Source organism: Gracilibacillus lacisalsi DSM 19029 (assembly GCF_000377765.1).
Lineage (GTDB): Bacteria > Bacillota > Bacilli > Bacillales > Amphibacillaceae > Gracilibacillus > Gracilibacillus lacisalsi.
Map to the genome: position 1 here is coordinate 1 of NZ_KB898680.1, position 18225 is coordinate 18225.

At 36.9% G+C, this 18225-nt stretch carries 16 protein-coding genes; 4 read left to right on the forward strand and 12 right to left on the reverse strand.

Annotation, left to right across the window (positions count from 1 at the left end; genetic code table 11):
* The first annotated feature begins 324 nt into the window (after window positions 1-324).
* Entirely contained in the window at window positions 325-2262 is a 1938-nt protein-coding gene (locus D569_RS0119065) for an aconitate hydratase (protein ID WP_018934034.1), read from the forward strand.
* Window positions 2263-2282: 20 nt separating this feature from the next.
* Window positions 2283-2459, forward strand: a complete 177-nt coding sequence (locus tag D569_RS24665; RefSeq protein ID WP_018934035.1) for a hypothetical protein — start codon at window positions 2283-2285, stop codon at window positions 2457-2459.
* Window positions 2460-2504: 45 nt separating this feature from the next.
* Here D569_RS24665 and D569_RS0119075 read toward each other — a convergent pair whose 3' ends face one another.
* The 7 genes from D569_RS0119075 to D569_RS0119105 all read right to left on the reverse strand — a co-directional run bounded on the left by D569_RS0119075 (window position 2505) and on the right by D569_RS0119105 (window position 9015).
* Complete coding sequence (locus tag D569_RS0119075; protein WP_026287391.1) at window positions 2505-3548, reverse strand: lactonase family protein; 1044 nt, start codon at window positions 3546-3548, stop codon at window positions 2505-2507.
* Between the two features lie 269 nt (window positions 3549-3817).
* On the reverse strand, window positions 3818-4075 hold the full coding sequence (locus D569_RS0119080; protein ID WP_018934037.1) for a hypothetical protein: 258 nt from the start codon (window positions 4073-4075) through the stop codon (window positions 3818-3820).
* 77 nt (window positions 4076-4152) lie between these two features.
* Window positions 4153-4689, reverse strand: coding sequence for an RNA polymerase sigma factor (locus tag D569_RS0119085; protein ID WP_018934038.1), 537 nt, complete (start codon window positions 4687-4689; stop codon window positions 4153-4155).
* 19 nt (window positions 4690-4708) lie between these two features.
* Complete coding sequence (locus D569_RS0119090; RefSeq protein WP_018934039.1) at window positions 4709-6715, reverse strand: DUF6449 domain-containing protein; 2007 nt, start codon at window positions 6713-6715, stop codon at window positions 4709-4711.
* On the reverse strand, window positions 6690-7589 hold the full coding sequence (locus D569_RS0119095) for an ABC transporter ATP-binding protein (RefSeq protein WP_018934040.1): 900 nt from the start codon (window positions 7587-7589) through the stop codon (window positions 6690-6692). The genes D569_RS0119090 and D569_RS0119095 overlap by 26 nt, the downstream gene beginning before the upstream one ends.
* Window positions 7564-7971 (reverse strand): GntR family transcriptional regulator, encoded by a 408-nt coding sequence (locus tag D569_RS0119100; protein WP_018934041.1) that lies wholly within the window; start codon window positions 7969-7971, stop codon window positions 7564-7566. The genes D569_RS0119095 and D569_RS0119100 overlap by 26 nt, the downstream gene beginning before the upstream one ends.
* A gap of 435 nt (window positions 7972-8406) precedes the next feature.
* Window positions 8407-9015 (reverse strand): alpha/beta hydrolase, encoded by a 609-nt coding sequence (locus D569_RS0119105; protein ID WP_018934042.1) that lies wholly within the window; start codon window positions 9013-9015, stop codon window positions 8407-8409.
* A gap of 185 nt (window positions 9016-9200) precedes the next feature.
* Here D569_RS0119105 and D569_RS0119110 point away from each other — a divergent pair, with 185 nt between their 5' ends.
* Window positions 9201-9824, forward strand: a complete 624-nt coding sequence (locus D569_RS0119110; protein ID WP_018934043.1) for a precorrin-2 dehydrogenase/sirohydrochlorin ferrochelatase family protein — start codon at window positions 9201-9203, stop codon at window positions 9822-9824.
* On the opposite strand, the gene D569_RS0119115 is transcribed toward D569_RS0119110, so the two are convergent.
* From D569_RS0119115 to nirB (D569_RS0119135), 5 genes are all read right to left on the reverse strand, one after another.
* Window positions 9821-10867, reverse strand: coding sequence for an anthranilate phosphoribosyltransferase (locus tag D569_RS0119115; protein WP_018934044.1), 1047 nt, complete (start codon window positions 10865-10867; stop codon window positions 9821-9823). The two genes, D569_RS0119110 and D569_RS0119115, sit on opposite strands and share 4 nt — an antisense overlap.
* Window positions 10839-11606, reverse strand: coding sequence for a sirohydrochlorin chelatase (locus tag D569_RS0119120; protein ID WP_018934045.1), 768 nt, complete (start codon window positions 11604-11606; stop codon window positions 10839-10841). The genes D569_RS0119115 and D569_RS0119120 overlap by 29 nt, the downstream gene beginning before the upstream one ends.
* A gap of 12 nt (window positions 11607-11618) precedes the next feature.
* Window positions 11619-12401, reverse strand: coding sequence for a uroporphyrinogen-III C-methyltransferase (gene cobA / locus D569_RS0119125; RefSeq protein ID WP_018934046.1), 783 nt, complete (start codon window positions 12399-12401; stop codon window positions 11619-11621).
* Between the two features lie 493 nt (window positions 12402-12894).
* The gene (nirD, locus tag D569_RS0119130; protein ID WP_018934047.1) at window positions 12895-13221 is read right to left on the reverse strand and encodes a nitrite reductase small subunit NirD; all 327 of its coding nucleotides are present in this window, start codon (window positions 13219-13221) and stop codon (window positions 12895-12897) included.
* Between the two features lie 17 nt (window positions 13222-13238).
* On the reverse strand, window positions 13239-15638 hold the full coding sequence (gene nirB / locus D569_RS0119135) for a nitrite reductase large subunit NirB (protein WP_018934048.1): 2400 nt from the start codon (window positions 15636-15638) through the stop codon (window positions 13239-13241).
* 235 nt (window positions 15639-15873) lie between these two features.
* On the opposite strand from nirB (D569_RS0119135), the gene nirB (D569_RS0119140) reads away from it, so the two are divergent.
* Window positions 15874-18198, forward strand: a complete 2325-nt coding sequence (gene nirB, locus D569_RS0119140; protein ID WP_018934049.1) for a nitrite reductase large subunit NirB — start codon at window positions 15874-15876, stop codon at window positions 18196-18198.
* The last annotated feature ends 27 nt before the right edge of the window (window positions 18199-18225 follow it).

Sequence of the window (18225 nt, forward strand, 5' to 3'; positions counted from 1 at the left end):
CGAACCGATGATGACTTATCGTAGGGCGATTCGTGAAGTCGCCTAGTTTCTGGGCGTTCGGAGCTAGACATCTGCGCAAATTTTATACTTTCTTGTCTGATAACAAAAAAGTCGCAGTTCTCCCAAACTGCGACTTTTTTTGTGAGTAATCGGTTTATTTATCGGGTCCTTTAATAATATATACTCCGTATGTGATTAAAAATTAGGAGCGCACTTCTCTTCTGATTTTTTGTCGTGGAAAGTTTATAAACAACTAAAATGTGTAATATTAACTGTAAGGTACATTCTAAATATGTCGGAAAAAAATTTAGGAGGACAAATGAGATGAAACAAAATGTCGCTCAAAAGTTAATTAGTAAACATCTAGTTTCCGGGGAAATGCAACCAGGTAAAGAAATCGGTTTGAAAATTGATCAAACGTTAACACAAGATGCTACAGGTACAATGGTAATGCTGGAACTGGAAGCAATGGGGATTGATCGTGTTAAAACGGAAGCTTCTGCACAGTATGTGGATCATAATTTAATTCAAGAGGATTTCCGTAATGCAGACGACCATCTTTTCTTACGTAGTGCAGCACGTAAATTCGGTATTTACTATAGCCGTCCAGGTAATGGAGTCAGTCATCCTGTCCATATGCAACAGCTTGCCAAGCCAGGAAAAACATTACTAGGCTCTGATAGTCATACATGTGCAAATGGTTGTATGGGAATGCTTGCTATTGGCGCGGGTGGTATTGATGTTGCAATGGCGATGGCTGGAGAAACTTATTACGTAAAAATGCCAAAAGTCATGGGCGTGAAATTAACAGGTAAACTACCACAGTGGGTTAGTGCTAAAGATGTCATTCTTGAAATGTTACGTCGTCATGGTGTCAAAGGTGGAGTTGGCAAAATCATTGAATATTATGGTCCTGGTGTTAAAAATTTGTCTGCAATGGATCGACATGTTATTGCTAATATGGGAGCAGAACTTGGAGCAACAGCTACAGTCTTTCCATCAGATAATGAAATCAAAGACTTTTTAAGACAGCAAGGCCGGGAAAATGATTGGATGGAACTGACAGCTGATCGTGGTGCTCAATATGATGAAGAAGAAAACATTGATTTGTCAGAGTTAGAACCCTTAATAGCAAAGCCATCTAGTCCCGGAAATGTCGTACCAGTTACAGAAGTAGCAGGTGAAACGATCTACCAATCCTATATCGGTTCATCTGCCAACCCAGGCTATCGTGATTTTGCGATTGCCAGTGAAATTGTAAAAGGTAAACAAATTGCATCCGGTATTTCCTTTGATATTAACCCTACATCTCGTCAATTATTAGAGCAGTTGGTGGAAAATGGACATATCGCTAACCTTCTTTCTGCTGGGGCACGAATGCACCAAGCTGGGTGTAATGGTTGCATTGGAATGGGACAAGCACCTGCTACGGGGAGAAATAGTTTACGGACTACGCCAAGGAACTTTCCGGGCAGATCTGGTACTAGGGAGGACAGCGTGTTCTTATGTAGTCCTGAAACAGCAGCTGCTTCTGCTCTGACTGGAAAAATTACGGATCCACGAACTTTAGATATGAGGTACCCAAAAGTACAAGAGCCCAAAAAATTCACAACCGAAGGAATGCTGGAAGCCCCTCTGGAAAACAATGCCGATGTGGAGTTAGAAAAGGGACCAAACATCACGACAATCCCAGATTTTGAACCAATAAAAAATAATTTTGATCTACCGATTTTGTTAAAAATGAGTGACAATATTTCCACTGACGAAATTTTAGCTGGTGGCTCCAGAGTATTACCATATCGTAGTAACATTCAAAAAATCAGTACATTTGCCTTTGAAATCGTTGATGATGACTATTATGATAATGCAATGGAAAAACGCGATAATGGTGGTCATGCGCTTGTCGCTGGCGTGAATTATGGTCAAGGTTCAAGCCGGGAACATGCCGCATTAGCACCTAGATATTTAGGATTAAAAGTCGTGCTTGTAAAAGATTTTGCTCGTATTCACTTACAAAACTTAATTAATTTCGGTATTCTTCCGTTAACTTTTGTAAATGAAACGGACTATGATTATCTAACGCAGGACGACATTTTAGAATTCCGTGATATACATGAAACGATCCAGGTAACCGATACATTTGACATTAAGGTGAAAGGAAAAGATCATACCATTCCAGTACGACATGACTTAACGAAACGTCATATCGATATTATTTTGCAAGGCGGTATTATCAACTGGATTAAGCAAAAACAAAAATAAAATAGGAAGGAAGTATAACAATGGGTTCTCAACATATGAAATGTAAAGCTTGTGAAGGTACAGGGTTATTGATGGATGATGAAGAGTGGCGTTATACTTGTTCGATATGCCACGGTGATGGCTTTATATCACGTTATGAATCGAAGGAAAATATGGAATTAATCGATGTAGACCTCAATAATAGGACTCTTGAATGAATAAGATAGAAAAAAGGCCACTTTGTTATTTGTGGCCTTTTTCCATCAGTAATTTAAAAATTTTACACAGACAGCTTCTGGAGCTTGTACGTCTTTTTGTAACAAGGTGAGTGTTCCTTTTTCTTGATCTCTTTCGAATAATACCAGTGTGCCGGATTCTTGATTAGCTGCTACGATAAATTGTTCGGTAGGATCTAATACAAAATCACGTGGCCAATCCCCTTCTGTGTGCGTCCATTCCAGAAACTCAACGGTATAATCTTCCTTTATGCGATAGATCGCAATCGAATTGTGTCCCCTGTTTCCTGCATAAACAAACTTTCCATCTGAAGAAAGATGAATGGCGCTTCCTTGACTATTTTCATTAAAATCTTCTGGAAGTGTAGAAATATATTGAACTTCTTCAAACGTTCCTTCTTTTTCATAGTACTTAAGTACGATCACTTCATTACTAAGCTCTGTCATCACATATGCATAGGAAGCCTTTGGATGAAATGCAATATGACGTGGACCACTTCCAGGTTTTACAGTTAATACACTTACTTCCTGTAAAACGTCTCCATCAGGACGGTAAGTGGTTATCGTGTCACTACCTAAGTCCACCACTACTACATATTGTTCATCTGGTGTATAACCTGCAAAGTGAAGATGAGGCTTTTCTTGGCGCTCATGTGGTCCATTCCCCTCATGTTCGATCGCTTTTGGTGGTTGTAGTGATCCATCTTCATTAGTTAAAAACGCCTCTACTTGCTTCGTATGATAATTGGCTGTTACGACCAGCTGATTCTTACTGTCTACACTAACATGACAAGGGGCTGAACCATCTGTTGCTTGACTGTTTATTCTGTCTAAAGTTCCCGTTTCATCGCTAATCGTAAAAGCAGTAATGCCACCTTGTTCTCCTTCTTTTGAAACTGCATATACATATTGATTATTGTTACTAATTGTTAAGTATGTAGGATTATCTAGATTTGCCGCAACTTCTACATTCGTTATTTGTTTCTCTTCTGTATCCAAGGTAAAACGATAAACACCTTGGCTTTCCTTCTTCGTATACGAACCTATATAACCTATGTATTGTTTCCCCATAATCCAAAATCCTTTCTTTTTTACATAATTTCCACTCATTTTATTATAGCAAACATCAAAGATGAAAGAAAACTTGGCAGTTGCCAAGTTTTCCAAATCATTAAATCGTTCTGTTTCTGCGCATTTGATAATATGCATATGCTCCTATTCCAATAGAAGCAAGCATAGGTAGCATTCTGTTTCCTCTTCTCATGTGTATCCCTCCATTCAATTGGGTACACCTATATTCTTTTCCGTTTAGATAATTCTAATCGGCATTATTGTAGGTTTTACTGGAATTTGCTGCCGACGAAAAGAAAGAACAAAATAAATAAACCAATGGTGAACGGTAAGGCACCGATTAAGCTAAGACTCATACCATTATAGCCACCTACTACTTCATTGCCAATTAAATAAATGATTACACCAGCAGCACAGCTTACAAATCCCCACCAATAGGCAAGCTTTTTCCATAAACTGTACACTGCACCAATCACAAATAAGCATAAAAATATCCACGGTAAGACAACATATATAATGTAACTCATGTAATTCATCCTTTGATTAACCATACTATACTAATCCTATTATAAACCTATTTGATAAAAGAAAAAACCAGAAACATTTAAGCTCCTGATTTTAACAAATAATCTTGATTAACTTGATAATGTTTTTTCAGCAATTGTCTAGTTCTAAATATGCGAGTTTTAACAGCTGAATGACTAATCTTTAACGTTCTTGCTATGGTATCATCGTCTAATTCTAATTTAAATTTTAACTGAAAAACATGTTTTAGCTTCTTGCTTTTATTTATGCATTGCTCTAATTCATCCAATGTTGATTGCCAATTTATCTGATCATCTACTTCATTTGTAGAACAGAGAGTCAATTCTTCTATCAAGTATGGATTGTCGAACAAACATGTGTGACGACGCTTTTCCTTCCTTAACATATCGATTGCGGTTCTTGAGGTGACTGTTCGTAACCATGCTCCCCACTTATCAATAGCTTCCATTTCTGCGTGTTGTTTCATCACTTTCATCCATGACTCCTGGACAACGTCTTCTGCAATCTGCTGATCTTTCACTATTTTTAATGCTGTATAGTACATCATTGACTGATATTGTTCTACTAATGATTGATAAAAGTCGTTCGCGAACATGGATTTCACCTCCTCTCCCTTATTCAAAATAGTCTGTTACATAACTTGGCAACTGATCTTCACTAACTTGATAAGCATCGATCAAATTTTTATCGTATGGTCCGTAAAAAGCAATTTTCCAAGTACCACCCACATCATTGTTAAGACTAATTAATTCTTCAATTTGCTCATGGTCTTCCACAAGCATCCATTCGTTAAGATCGATTTCTTCCATAAGAGGTAGTTCATAAAAGATTTCCTCATTTTTCTGTAAGTTAGTAATGGCAATCATGGAAACATCAGTCGAATGAATGGATAGGCCTCGATCTAACTCTTCTTGTTCTAAAACTTTCAATACTTTTGAGTAACTATCTAATAAAGGTAAGTGGTAGAAGTATGTCCGTTCGGATTCTAGTTCAAATTCCAGAGACTTCGTTTCTCCATACCTCCTGCTTTGAATCATTTCTTCATAAGAAGTTTCCAAATAATCTTGCTTCAAAGCATCGGTAATTTTATTAATGGTTTGCTGATCAGTTACTTGCTGTCTATAATCATAGCCAGAGACAGCAACAGACCTTATACGATTGTTTTTGTCATTTAACCAATCTAAACTGGATTGTTTGTATTCTTTCGATTCTAAAATTGGCTTTACATATTCCTCTACTTCATCAATGGACGGAATAAAATATTGCCTTACCATTCTTTTTCCATTTTTTAAATGATAGATAATTTCTATATCGGTTGATTTCTCCATATAAGTATTATCTTGGTTCTGTCCGATATGATCATTTACTAGGATAAAGTCATGTAGGTTAATGACCTTTTCCATTAAATCCGGATTGGTAATATTGGATTGTTCTAATTTTTGATCTAATCTACCACCGTACCAATTATTAAATGTGTTTTGTTCAACAAAATAAATTCCTTCCACTTCTCCAACATCAGGTACATTCTTCTCAAAACCATACCAATCGAACATAACAGATAATATCACCACAATAGAAATTCCTATATAAATCATGAACCCCTTCCATTGGTCAAATACTCGCCATGTTTTCTGGATTAACATTTTTGCTAACAAATAACCAAATAAAGCACCACAGATATAACCAAATATCATCCAACCTTCAGACTGCTGCTGAACTGCACCAAAATAAACTCCGCCAAGTAACATAAAACAAAACGTAATACCAAATTTAAAAATTGGCTTTAGTAAAGGAAAGGCAATCGTTTGGTTGGCAGATTCTATCGGACGAATTCGATATAACATCAAGGATATGCCAATAAAGATAACGGAAAGTAACCAATATATTCCATATATCCAATTAGCAATTTCGAGGTTACTTTTATTAGACAGTTCCATAAACCACCATATCGGTGTTAAATTGCTGGAAAAGGAAAAGAAACTTGCATTATGAACACTAAAACCTTCCAATAGCATATTTAAATTTTCGTTAATTAGCATGGAGATCCCCGCAGGAAAAATAATAAATATAAAGCTTAAACCACCTTGAACTACCGACATACCTGTTAATGTACCAACAAAGTATGCAATAGCATATAAGAAAGTTGTAAAAGTTAAAGTTTCATAAAACCAATTTAAGATGTCTTTACTTTGATAAATAAACTCAACGTCCATCACGCCAGACAAAACAAAGAGAACACAAGCTGTGATACAAACTGGAATAAGGATCATCATGTAACCTATTAAAAATTGATGAGCAAAAAGTTGAGAACGTCTCAGCGGTAAACTATGAATAAAATCTGCTGACCCTTTCACATGCATGTACCGAGATGTAAATACAGCTGCTAATACAGGAATAATAAGAAATAATACACCTTGTATTTCACCATTTAGACCAAATAGACTGTCAATATTTTGTCGGTAATAGTTGATATCATTCGGATCATTTTTTGTTTTGACCATAATAATTTGTAACGGTAATAAGAACAGAAGGGCAAGAAAATAACCGATGCCAATCCAACCAAAAGAACGGAAAGCTTGCTTCCATAATTCTTTTTTAAAGTAAGATGTTTTCGATCGCATAACCTACACCCTCCATTTCATAGATAAAAATTTCCTCTAGTGTTAATGGTAAAATATCAAACACAACTGGATTAAACTGGTCGATTATTTCCTCTACTTCCTGGTCATCACCACGGATAATACAGATATAAACACTTCCACGCTTCTCTTGATGGAGAATGTCTAACTCTTCAAAAAGTGTCTGATCTACTTCATCTTTAAAAGCAATTTGTACTTTATGGATATCTGACTTAAGTTCATCTAAGTCTTTTTCTAACATCAGTTTCCCACGATGAATGATACCAACAGCATCACAAATATCCTCTACTTCTCCCAAATTATGAGAAGAAACAAGAACTGTCATTTCTCGTTCGGCAACATCTTGAATAATCCAAGATTTAATTTTCCGACGTATTACCGGATCTAAGCCGTCAAAAGGCTCATCAAGAATTAAGTAATCAGGCATTGCACATAATGCGAGCCAAAAAGCTACTTGCCTTTGCATCCCTTTTGAGAAACGTTGGATTTTGCGATTGGGATCTAAATCAAGTGCCTGTTGCATTTGATCAAAACGTTTTTGGTTCCAATTGGGATAAACATTCATATAAAAGGTTGCCATTTGTGCTACGGTGTAGTGGGAGAAAAAGAACAATGAATCGGGAATGAATATCATCCGTTCTTTTAGTCCTACATTTTCAAATACCGGCTTTCTTTCCAGTTCTACAGCCCCTTCATTTTGCTTAATAATACCTGCAATTGTCTTTAATAAGGTTGTTTTACCAGCACCATTGGACCCGAGCAAACCGTAGATCGACCCTCTTTGGATTTTTAAACTTACGTCATTCAATACATAATCTTTTTCATATTTTTTAACGACGTTCTGAACTTGAATCATCTTCATCCCCCCTTGTTACCGATTGCTCCACTTCTGTAATCAATTTTTCTAACTCTTCTATGGTTATTCCTAAAAAAAGCGCCTCTGCTATTTGCTTTTTCAATTGCTCTTTCACTTTTTTGATTTCAGCTGAATTATCTGTCATCATGATATGATTCACGAAGCTTCCCTTCCCTTTCACTGAATATATATAGCCTTGTGCCTCTAATTCACGATAAGCTTTTTGAATAGTATTAGGGTTAATCGACAGCTGCTGAGCGAGCACACGAACAGAGGGCAACTTCTCATCTTTTTCCAAGACATTATTAATGATTAACTGCTTCAGGCGATCTACTAGCTGCTCATATATTGGCTTTCGACTACGCAAATCCAATTCAAACATAACACCCTCCCTTTCCACTGTGTGAACTGTATTAATTGTATTAACTGTATTAATATATTTAGTACAGTTATATTATATACCTTACTTTGGAAAATGCAAGAAGTATTTTTTGTTCTTGGGAGTCTCTCGAATACACTTTTTCGATTTTGCCATACAAGAAAAGCGCAGAGCGCCCGATTAGAAACGTAGCGACTTCAGAATTAACTGAGATAAAGGAATCACGGTGAGTTTACGAGCCGATGATGACTTTCGCCTAAAGGACATAAGTGCGACTAAGCCTCTGGTTTCACCAATCGGCAAGTCTTCTTTATCGTAGGGCAATTCGTGAAGTCGCCTAGTTTCTGGGCGTTTGCGTAGACATCTGCGCAAAATTTATACTTTCCTATATTACAAAAAAAGCTATGCACCTTATAAAAAAGATACATAGCTCCACGCTTAAATATTTTTATTATGATACCACTCTTTTGCAGCTTCTGCTTCTGTTTGGGTTAACTGATGTCCATTATTTTCCCAGTGAACCTCTACATCTGCCCCATTTTCTTTCAAAATTTCCTCCAGATCAAGTGATTCTTGTTCCGTACATAATGGATCATTTCGGCCAGCTGTTATCAATACTTTTACACCTGCAAGATCAGGTAGTTCAATACCTCGTCTAGGCACCATTGGATGATGCAGAACAGCAGCATTTAATGCATCTTGATAATGGAATAATAAACTGCCAGCAATATTAGCCCCATTTGAATAACCGATTGCAATGACGTAATTACGATCGAACCCATACTCTTCAGCAGATTCATCCAAAAATTCATGCAACTCTTGTGTTCGTAACACTAGATCTTCTTCATCAAATACACCTTCAGCTAATCGTTTAAAAAAACGTGGCATTCCATTTTCAGAGACACTCCCACGTACACTTAAAACATTTGCATCAGGATCAATAATATTCGCTAATGGCAGCAAATCATTCTCTGTCCCACCAGTACCATGAAGCAGTAACAGTGTCGGTCCTTGTAGACTTTTACCTTCTTTAAAAATATGTTTCATGTAAACATCCTTTCCGAATATCTCAACTTCAAAATACGTTCAGATAATCAAGCTATCTTTAGTTTAAGAAATTACGCAATCTTCTGTCAATCAGCTTGCCTTGACACCTTTCGAATACTACAATGAAGGGAGACTTTCATTAATGTGCAGATAACGTAGTTACAAAGAATAGGAGGGATAAACACATGAACTATTTACCTTTTTTCTTAAATCTAGAAAATAAGCAAATTGTGATCATCGGAGGCGGAAAAGTAGCAGAAAGACGTTTAAGACGACTGCTTCCATTTAAAGAAAATATTACGATCATTAGTCCTATACTGACCGAATCTCTACATCAACTTATTCGTTTACATAACATCCATTTGCTCCAGACAAAATGTGAACTAAAACATTTTAAACAAGCAAATCTTATTGTTATTGCAACTAACGATGTGGAGACAAATCAATATGTCGTACAGAATGCACCATCATCTGCTTGGATAAACGCTACACATCAAGCTGAAGCAGGCAATATGCACTTTCCCATTACCATTCAAAGAGGTAAATTACAAATTGCTATTTCGACTGGTGGAGCTAGTCCGATCTTAGCAAAAAGATTAAAAAAATCGATAGAAGCAGAATTACCAGATCAATACGAACAATATATTGATTTTTTATTTGAAGCGAGACAACTTATAAAGCAATTAAATATCTCTTCTTCCGTTCGAAAAAAGCTGTTACATGAAGTTGTAGAAAAACCAATCTATTCACGAAAAGAACAACAAATTTGGATCGAAAAAATAAAAAAGACAAATGTGATGGAAGACTAAGCCTCACATTTGTCTTTCTGCAATTCTTTTAACTTCTTTAATGCTCTGCCGGATTTTATTTGCTCTTCCGCTATTTCAATCCCTTCTTCAATGGAACGAGTAACCTTAAATAAATAGTAGCGCAAGCCAGCATTTAATAATATTTGATGATAATAATAGCTGTGTTCCTGTTTTTGATCACCGGAAAAAATAGCATGAATAATACTTGCTTGTTCCTGAGCAGATAGTTTGACGTTTTTTTCAAAATCTTTATATTCTAATCCGTAATCTTTCGGTTTGACGATAAAAGAATTCAACCCATCTGGTGTCCAATCAAACACAAAACTATTACGATGAACTGGTACATCTTCAGATCCTTCTAAGCCTTGAACGATATATACATGTTGATAGTCCAGGTGTTTAAAGACTCCTTCTAATTTGTTAATTGCGGTACGATGAAATGCACCTAACATTACATTTTTCGCTTGAGAAATATTGATAAGTTTTTCCACCGTATTGAATAAGGTACGAACGCCAATCTCTTTACGAATGGATCTTAACTTAGCGAGTGATGGACTGTATTGTTCTGTATCCACAAAAGCCATATTGATTTTCTTCATCTTCTTTTCTATTTCGTCACGATCACTATCAACTGCAACTCCTAATTCGGAAAAAACCGTTTTTAAGGATGTCCCATATTTTGGTGGTAATGTATCACTAGCTGATAGAAATACCGGTACACCATAATCTGCTAACAATAATGATACAGGTATGGTTGCAGCAAAAGAGTTTCGACCATTATAAGGTCCAGCAAAGTCGATTGCTTTCTCTCTGACTTCATCTGGTAAATGTAACCTTTTCGTATGTTGTTGTAATGTATGAATAAATGCCAATAACTCTTCATGTGTTTCCGTCTTTATCCGTTCTGCAACCAAATATGCTGCAATTTGGGCAGTGGTTGCTTCACCAGATACAATACTTTCTGCTACTTGCAATGTTTGTTGATAATCTAGATCCTTTGATCCTTTTTTCCCTCTAGCTACTTCTTTCAGCCATTGTTGCATATCCGTCCGCTCCTTCTCTCGCTTCTGCCACTCTTTCTACTAATACTTCGACAACATTGGGATGGTGCCCTAAATAATCAGCCAGCAATACCTTTTGCCCTTTCTTTAAATCTAATGACTCGATATGCTCTTTAATTCCCTTATCTAATAAACCAGTAAAAAGAAGATATGGCAGGACAAGAACTGATTTACCTTGCTTCACCTTATCCAATAAGAATGGCTCGAACTTTGGCTGGCTCGCAGCTAAAAAGCATTTCTCTATCTGATTTTGAGGAAAATGGCTCCTTAGCATACTGACAATTCGTTCGGTATCCTTTACTGCCGATACATCACTGCTTCCTCGACCGACAAGTAAAATATCGATCTCTTCCAGGTTGTCGGTACAGGCTTTGATTCGATCTACTAAAGTATCTACCATTTTCGGTTCCACTTCGATTGCTCGACCATAAACAAATTCCACTTCCGGAAAGCGATGCTTCTCTTTGGCAATCAGGTCTGGAATGTCTTTTTTGGCATGGCCAGCTGTCAATAAAAGAATCGGCATAATAACAACCTTCGTCGCTCCTTGATCGACTACCTTACGAACTGTTTCGGTTAAATCAGGCTCTTGTAATTCTAAAAAACAAGTCTCTTGGATTCGGGCACTAATATTCTTCTTGACTTTATCGATTAATGCGAAAGATTCTTGTTTGGCTTCTTCTAACCTACTCCCATGGCAAATATAAATGACAGCTTCCATTGTTTCTCACTCCTAAAATGCTTTTAATGTAGCAATAGTCTCTTGATCTTGAAATCTATCTTTTAAATATTGTAGTTTTTCACCAACTTTAACTACTTCACCAATGACAATCATTGCTGGGTTTTTCACCTGATGTTGTTCTACAAGGTGGACAATATTCTGTAAAGTTCCTGTAACGACTTTTTGATTGGGCGTAGTACCTTCCTGAATAATTGCAATTGGCGTTTGACTTGATTTTCCACATTTTATTAATTGTTCCGTAATAAAAGGTAAATTACTCATCCCCATATAAATAGCTAACGTATCTACCGATTTAGCTAAATAATCCCATTGAATATCTGAAGGTTCCCCGTTCTTACAATGACCTGTTACGACAGCAAAAGAACGACCTAATTCACGATGTGTAATCGGGATATCTGCATATGCAGGTGCTGCAATGCCTGAAGTGATGCCTGGCACAACTTCATAGGCTACTCCACTTTTCGCCAATGCTTCTGCTTCTTCTGCACCTCGACCAAATACAAAGGGATCTCCTCCCTTTAAGCGTACTACAATTTTCTTCTTTTTGCCATATTTGACGAGCAAATGATTGATCGTTTCTTGCTTCATTAGATGCAGCTTTGGTAATTTACCACAATATATAAGGTCTGCCTCAGGTTTAGCTTCTTTTAATAATTCCGGATTAACAAGTCGGTCATATAAAATAATGTCTGCCTGCTGAATAGCTTTTAATGCTTTCACCGTAATCAAGTCCGGATCACCAGGACCTGCCCCAATCAAATAAACCTTCCCCATGTTTGTTCCCTCCATATTCATGATTACTAAACTAGTAGCTTATAATCTCTTGTAAATAAATTTTTAGTGGATACATACCTCGAAGTAATGAAAGTTGAAAAAGTGAGACTCTCTCCCATTCTGATTAATGATGAGTGCTCAAATACGCTCCGGCAGAATACTGCGCTAATTTTAGTGTTCTGATTATGGTAAGAACGGAACTTAAGGAACTCTATTCTTTGGATTTCCTGTCTTTTTATCAGAACGCCAATGCGAGACTCCTGTGGGAAAGGAACAGTCTGAAGACCCCGCAGACAAGCGATTTTTGCTTGTTGAGGAGGCTGAAGCGTTCCCCACGGAAAGCGAGTATTTTTTCCGCAGCGGTGACTTAGCACTCAACTAGAATCAGAATGGAGGTGAGTAATTCCATGTACGTTACTGCGTAGTTTATGTTTATTGCTCATCTCTTTATTTATAAGAAAAGCCATGTACAAATACATGGCTTTTCCGTTGGTTATTTTTCTGGAATTTCTACATATACTTGGTTATCTTCGATGCTAGTTTTATAGGTTTGAACACAGCCTTCGTCAGGCGCTTGCACTAATCCGTCTGATACGTTAATTTTCCAATCATGTAACGGGCAAAAGACATGTTCTCCACTTACCATACCTTCTGACAGCACCCCGCCGCGATGGGGACATTTGTTTTCGATTGCTTTCACATTCCCGTTAGATAAACGAAATACGGCAATTTCTTTATCCTCTACAACTACTGCTTTTCCCAAACTTACTGGTAAATCTTGATAATTTCCGATAAATACTTTTCGTACTGTTTGTTCCATTCTGCTTCCCCCATCCATTATTTCGTCGCTACTTTTTCATATAAGTCTTTAAGTGTCGTTTCACTTTCCAGTACTTCACTCCAAGGTTCCTTATAAATACCTAGGGCCTCATCCATACGTTCGTTCAATTCTTTACGTAGCTTTTCATCATTCACAACTTCTTGGATATGTTCAATACCAACACGTTCTACGTAATGTGATGTTCTTTCTAGGTAACTAGCATTCTCACGATAATATTGTAAAAAGGCTGCAGTATACTCTAATACTTCTTCTTGCGATTTAACTTTTACAAGTAATTCAGCTTTTCTAAGCTCAGTACCACCATTGCCGCCAACATATACTTCCCATACACCATCTAAACCAACAACACCTACATCCTTAATTCCACCTTCTGCACAGTTACGTGGACAAGCGGATACACCCATTTTTACTTTGTGAGGTGTGTTTAACCCTTCAAATTTTTTCTCTAATTGAATTCCCATCCCTGTAGAATCCTGCGTTCCAAATCGACAAAACTCAGCGCCTACACAAGTTTTAACGGTACGTACTGATTTGCCATATGCATAACCGGAAGGCATTCCTAAATCCTTCCAAACATTTGGTAAGTCTTCTTTTTTTACACCCAGTAAATCAATACGTTGACCACCAGTTAGTTTAATCATACCGACATCATATTTTTCTGCTACATCTGCAATCGTACGCAAATCTTCTGCGTTCGTCACACCACCATACATTCTCGGCACAACGGAATAAGTACCATCCTTTTGAATGTTGGCATGTAACCGTTCATTGACAAAACGTGATTCGCGTTCATCTTCATGTTCTTTCGGATAAATCATACCTAAGTAGTAGTTAAGTGCTGGCTTACACTTGGAACAGCCTTCCTCTGTTTTCCACTCTAATACGTTCATCACTTCTTTTGTATGTGTTAAACCTTTTTCTTTAATTTCAGCTACTACTTCATCACGGGTAAGGTCTGTACAAGCGCAAATCGATTCTTTCGTATCTGCTTCATATTCGTCACCTAGCGTTTCCGTCAATAATTCCGATACTAAGTTTTTACAAGTACCACATGAACGAGATGCATTGGTAGCACCTTTCACTTCTTCCACTGATGATAGACCATCTACTTTGATAGCATCGACTATCGCACCTTTTGATACACCATTACAACCACAAATAATTTCATCATCACTCATCGAAGCAACAATACTTTCCCCATCATCAGCACCCTGTTGACTCTCTAAGTACTCTTCTACATTAGCACCTTTCGTAATCAAACTCTTTAATTTGGTACCTTCTTTTGTATTACCGAACAATACCGCACCAGTTAGCTTATTATCCTTCACTAATATCTTCTTGTACGTATTTTGCCATTCATCAAAAACTTTGATTGATTTTGTTTCCGCTGTTTCATTAATTAATCCAGTAGAAAAGACATCTACTCCAGATACTTTCAATTGTGTAGAAAGTACAGAACCTTTGTATCCTTGATGATTCATACCGCAAATATGTTTTGCTAAAGCTTGGCCTTGTTCATACAAAGGAGCAACCAGACCATATACCATGCCATTATGCTCCGCACATTCACCAACTGCATAAATATTAGGTACGTTGGTCTCCATATGATCACTTACAACAATTCCTCGGTTAACTTCAATTCCTGTTTCCTGTGCCAATGCTACATTCGGTTTGATCCCCACTGCCATTACGACTAGATCTGCAGGAATGGCACCACCATCTTTAAATTTCAAACCAGTTACACGTTTTTTACCTGTAATTTCAGCTGTTTGTTTCTCCAGATAAAAATTCATCCCTTGAGATTCTAGTTCTTTCTGTAGTAACTCACCAGCTGGACGATCTAATTGACGTTCCATTAAATAGTCTGCCAAGTGAATAACATCTACTTCCATACCTAGATTCAGTAAACCACGAGCTGCCTCCAAACCTAGTAAACCACCACCGATAACAGCAGCTCGTTTATAGTTTTTTGAGGCGTCTATCATTTTTTCACAATCTTCTATATCACGGAAAGCTGTTACTCCTTCTTTATCCGCGCCTGGAAGTGGCAACATAAATGGATTGGAACCAGTTGCAATAATCAAATGGTCATAAGGAGTTTCTTTTCCTTTGTCGGTATATACAATTTGATTATCTTTATCAATCTTTGTCACCGTCTCACCTGGATAAAGTAAAATTCCATTATCTTCATACCATTGCCATTCATTTAACGTAATATCTTTTATCTCGGTATCTCCTTGTAATACTTTTGATAATTGAATACGATTATAATTTGGATATGGTTCTTTACCAAATACGATAATATCGAACTGGTCAGGTAAAAGTTTCAAAATCTCTTCAATGGCACGAATACCTGCCATCCCATTTCCAATTAGTACAAGCTTTTTCTTCTCCATTTTTAATCCCCCAATTTGAGTTTGGAAATTTAACTTGACTTCATCGTACACCTCTGAAAAAAAAGTTTCTATTTTGTTGTTAACTTTTCTAACATCATTTTTCAAAAAATTAAAATTATTCTTCAAAAAAGAACGTAACATTTTCTAACAGAGAAAAGGAAAACAAATAAACCTCATGATATTCTGCATGTGATGCTAGAATTACCTAGTTTCAAAGTTGGGAGGAACTATCTATATGAAAAAACAGCACCTCGTTATGATAGGGAACGGTATGGCTGGATTAAAAACAATCGAGTCTTTGTTAAAAGAAACGAATCAATTATACGATATAACAATTTTCGGATCTGAACCTTACACCAACTATAGTCGTATCATGCTGTCATCTGTTTTACAGGGTGATGTAACGTTCGATGACATTACGATTCATGATTGGAAATGGTATGAAGATAATGAAATTACCCTATATCCAAATGAAACGGTTATCGAAATAGATGATCAACAGCAATTAATTGCTACTGATAAAGAAAGAAAAATAAATTACGACAAGCTTATTATCGCCACCGGTTCAAATCCGTTTATTTTGCCTCTTCCTGGTATAGATAAAGAAGGAGTTATGACATTTAGAACGATTGATGATTGTAAAAAAATGATCGAAGCTGCCAAGCATTATAAAAAAGCAGCAGTTATAGGAGGTGGGCTGCTCGGATTGGAAGCAGCCCGGGGATTATTAAATTTAGGGATGGAAGTTGATGTCGTTCACCTTGCTGATCGGCTCTTGAATAATCAATTAGATGCTAAGGCAAGTCTCTTATTAAAGAAAGAACTAGAACGACAAGGTATGCATTTCTATCTAGAGAAAGAAACATCAGAAATTTATGGAGATATGAGTGTTGAAGGCTTGCGTTTTAAGGATGATACATCTATCAATGCAGATTTGGTCGTCATGGCAGTTGGAATTAAACCAAATATTGGCTTGGCTCAGAAATCTGGGATTGAAGTCAACCGAGGAATTGTCGTAAATGATCAAATGGAAACAAGTACTCCGAACATTTATGCAGTCGGGGAATGTACAGAACATAACGGTATGGTATATGGACTTGTAAAACCCTTATATGAACAGGCAGAAGTGCTTGGACAACATCTAGCAAATCAGCAAGCTCAATATACAGGATCTACTGTTTATACCCAGCTGAAAATTTCAGGGATCGACCTTTTCTCTGTCGGTAAAATAGACGAAACCGATCAGACCAAAGCGATTTATTCCTATGATGAAATTGGAGAAACATACAAAAAAGTCTTATTTTACGAAGACAAGGCAGTTGGCGCTGTTTTATACGGAGACACCTCACTTGGTGGCAGCTTGTTGGACATGATCAAAAAACAAAAATTTATACCAGATCACCAAAAAGCGGAACTGTTACAACCAGTTAAAATTGAAGAATCCTATGCAGCCACCCTTCCTAGAAATGAACATGTATGCACTTGTAACAGTGTTTCCAAATCTTGCATTATTGAGAATGTGTTAAATAAGAACCTAAACTCGGTTCATGATGTGAAAACACACACAAAAGCCTCTAGCTCATGTGGTGGATGCAAGCCAGTTGTACAGGAATTGCTCGACTATATACAGAGCGATTTCTTTCATGAAACAGTAAAAGATAATCGTTTTTGCTCATGTACTTCCTTAACAGAAGATGAAGTGGTTCGGGCAATCCAACAGTATAACTTAACATCTATCAATATGATTATGGAAACACTGGAATGGAATAACGCCACAGGTTGTTCTTCGTGTCGTCCTGCTCTTCATTATTATCTGGAAATGATTTATCCAGAACATTATGTGCATGAAGATTTTTTATTTCTAGATCATAAAACAAATGCTTTTCTTGAGAAAGATGGTACTTACACCATTGTACCGCAGTTATACAGCGGAAAAATAACAACAGAACAATTCAAACGCATTAGTGATGCGCTGATAGATTTTAAGATTGATACTGTATCCATATCATCTGATCAACGCCTTATAATAAACGGAATTCAGGAAAGTGACCTACTTTCTGTTTGTAACGCCTTAAATATGACATTACACAGTTATCATCCTTCATCACTTCGAAGTATACAAATACCAGAGTGTAACTGTAAAAGAGAGAAAGAAGAACTTTCTACACTAGTACAAGAAATAGAACAACAAACAGAATTTTTGAATTTGCCAACATCTCTCACCATAAAAGCATTTTGCTGTAAGAATATGCTAGCAGAACATTATTTTGATCTAGCACTGTTACAAACCGGTAATGGATGGGAGTTCTTAACCGATCAAGGGATTTTATATGCAACGATTAACCCACAGGAAATGACAAACGTATTACTTTCATTTCTTCAATATTATCGGCGTTCCGCTAATTATAATGAAAAAATCGCACAATGGACTGAACGTGTTGGGATCGTCCATATTCGGGAGGTTCTCTTTGATTCAGAAACACAACAAATGCTCTTGGATGATTTAAAGAGTGATCAAATAAATCGCAAACAATTAATGATTCGTCATCCCCAATTGTAAAGTGAGACTTCCGTCAGCGGGACATTT

What these genes read in the sequence shown, in the direction of transcription:
- D569_RS0119065 (WP_018934034.1), top strand. Translation starts at nt 325, where the DNA reads ATGAAACAAAATGTCGCTCAAAAGTTAATTAGTAAACATCTAGTTTCC.
- D569_RS24665 (WP_018934035.1), top strand. Translation starts at nt 2,283, where the DNA reads ATGGGTTCTCAACATATGAAATGTAAAGCTTGTGAAGGTACAGGGTTA.
- D569_RS0119075 (WP_026287391.1), bottom strand. Translation starts at nt 3,548, where the DNA reads ATGGGGAAACAATACATAGGTTATATAGGTTCGTATACGAAGAAGGAA.
- D569_RS0119080 (WP_018934037.1), bottom strand. Translation starts at nt 4,075, where the DNA reads ATGAGTTACATTATATATGTTGTCTTACCGTGGATATTTTTATGCTTA.
- D569_RS0119085 (WP_018934038.1), bottom strand. Translation starts at nt 4,689, where the DNA reads ATGTTCGCGAACGACTTTTATCAATCATTAGTAGAACAATATCAGTCA.
- D569_RS0119090 (WP_018934039.1), bottom strand. Translation starts at nt 6,715, where the DNA reads ATGCGATCGAAAACATCTTACTTTAAAAAAGAATTATGGAAGCAAGCT.
- D569_RS0119095 (WP_018934040.1), bottom strand. Translation starts at nt 7,589, where the DNA reads ATGATTCAAGTTCAGAACGTCGTTAAAAAATATGAAAAAGATTATGTA.
- D569_RS0119100 (WP_018934041.1), bottom strand. Translation starts at nt 7,971, where the DNA reads ATGTTTGAATTGGATTTGCGTAGTCGAAAGCCAATATATGAGCAGCTA.
- D569_RS0119105 (WP_018934042.1), bottom strand. Translation starts at nt 9,015, where the DNA reads ATGAAACATATTTTTAAAGAAGGTAAAAGTCTACAAGGACCGACACTG.
- D569_RS0119110 (WP_018934043.1), top strand. Translation starts at nt 9,201, where the DNA reads ATGAACTATTTACCTTTTTTCTTAAATCTAGAAAATAAGCAAATTGTG.
- D569_RS0119115 (WP_018934044.1), bottom strand. Translation starts at nt 10,867, where the DNA reads ATGCAACAATGGCTGAAAGAAGTAGCTAGAGGGAAAAAAGGATCAAAG.
- D569_RS0119120 (WP_018934045.1), bottom strand. Translation starts at nt 11,606, where the DNA reads ATGGAAGCTGTCATTTATATTTGCCATGGGAGTAGGTTAGAAGAAGCC.
- cobA (WP_018934046.1), bottom strand. Translation starts at nt 12,401, where the DNA reads ATGGGGAAGGTTTATTTGATTGGGGCAGGTCCTGGTGATCCGGACTTG.
- nirD (WP_018934047.1), bottom strand. Translation starts at nt 13,221, where the DNA reads ATGGAACAAACAGTACGAAAAGTATTTATCGGAAATTATCAAGATTTA.
- nirB (WP_018934048.1), bottom strand. Translation starts at nt 15,638, where the DNA reads ATGGAGAAGAAAAAGCTTGTACTAATTGGAAATGGGATGGCAGGTATT.
- nirB (WP_018934049.1), top strand. Translation starts at nt 15,874, where the DNA reads ATGAAAAAACAGCACCTCGTTATGATAGGGAACGGTATGGCTGGATTA.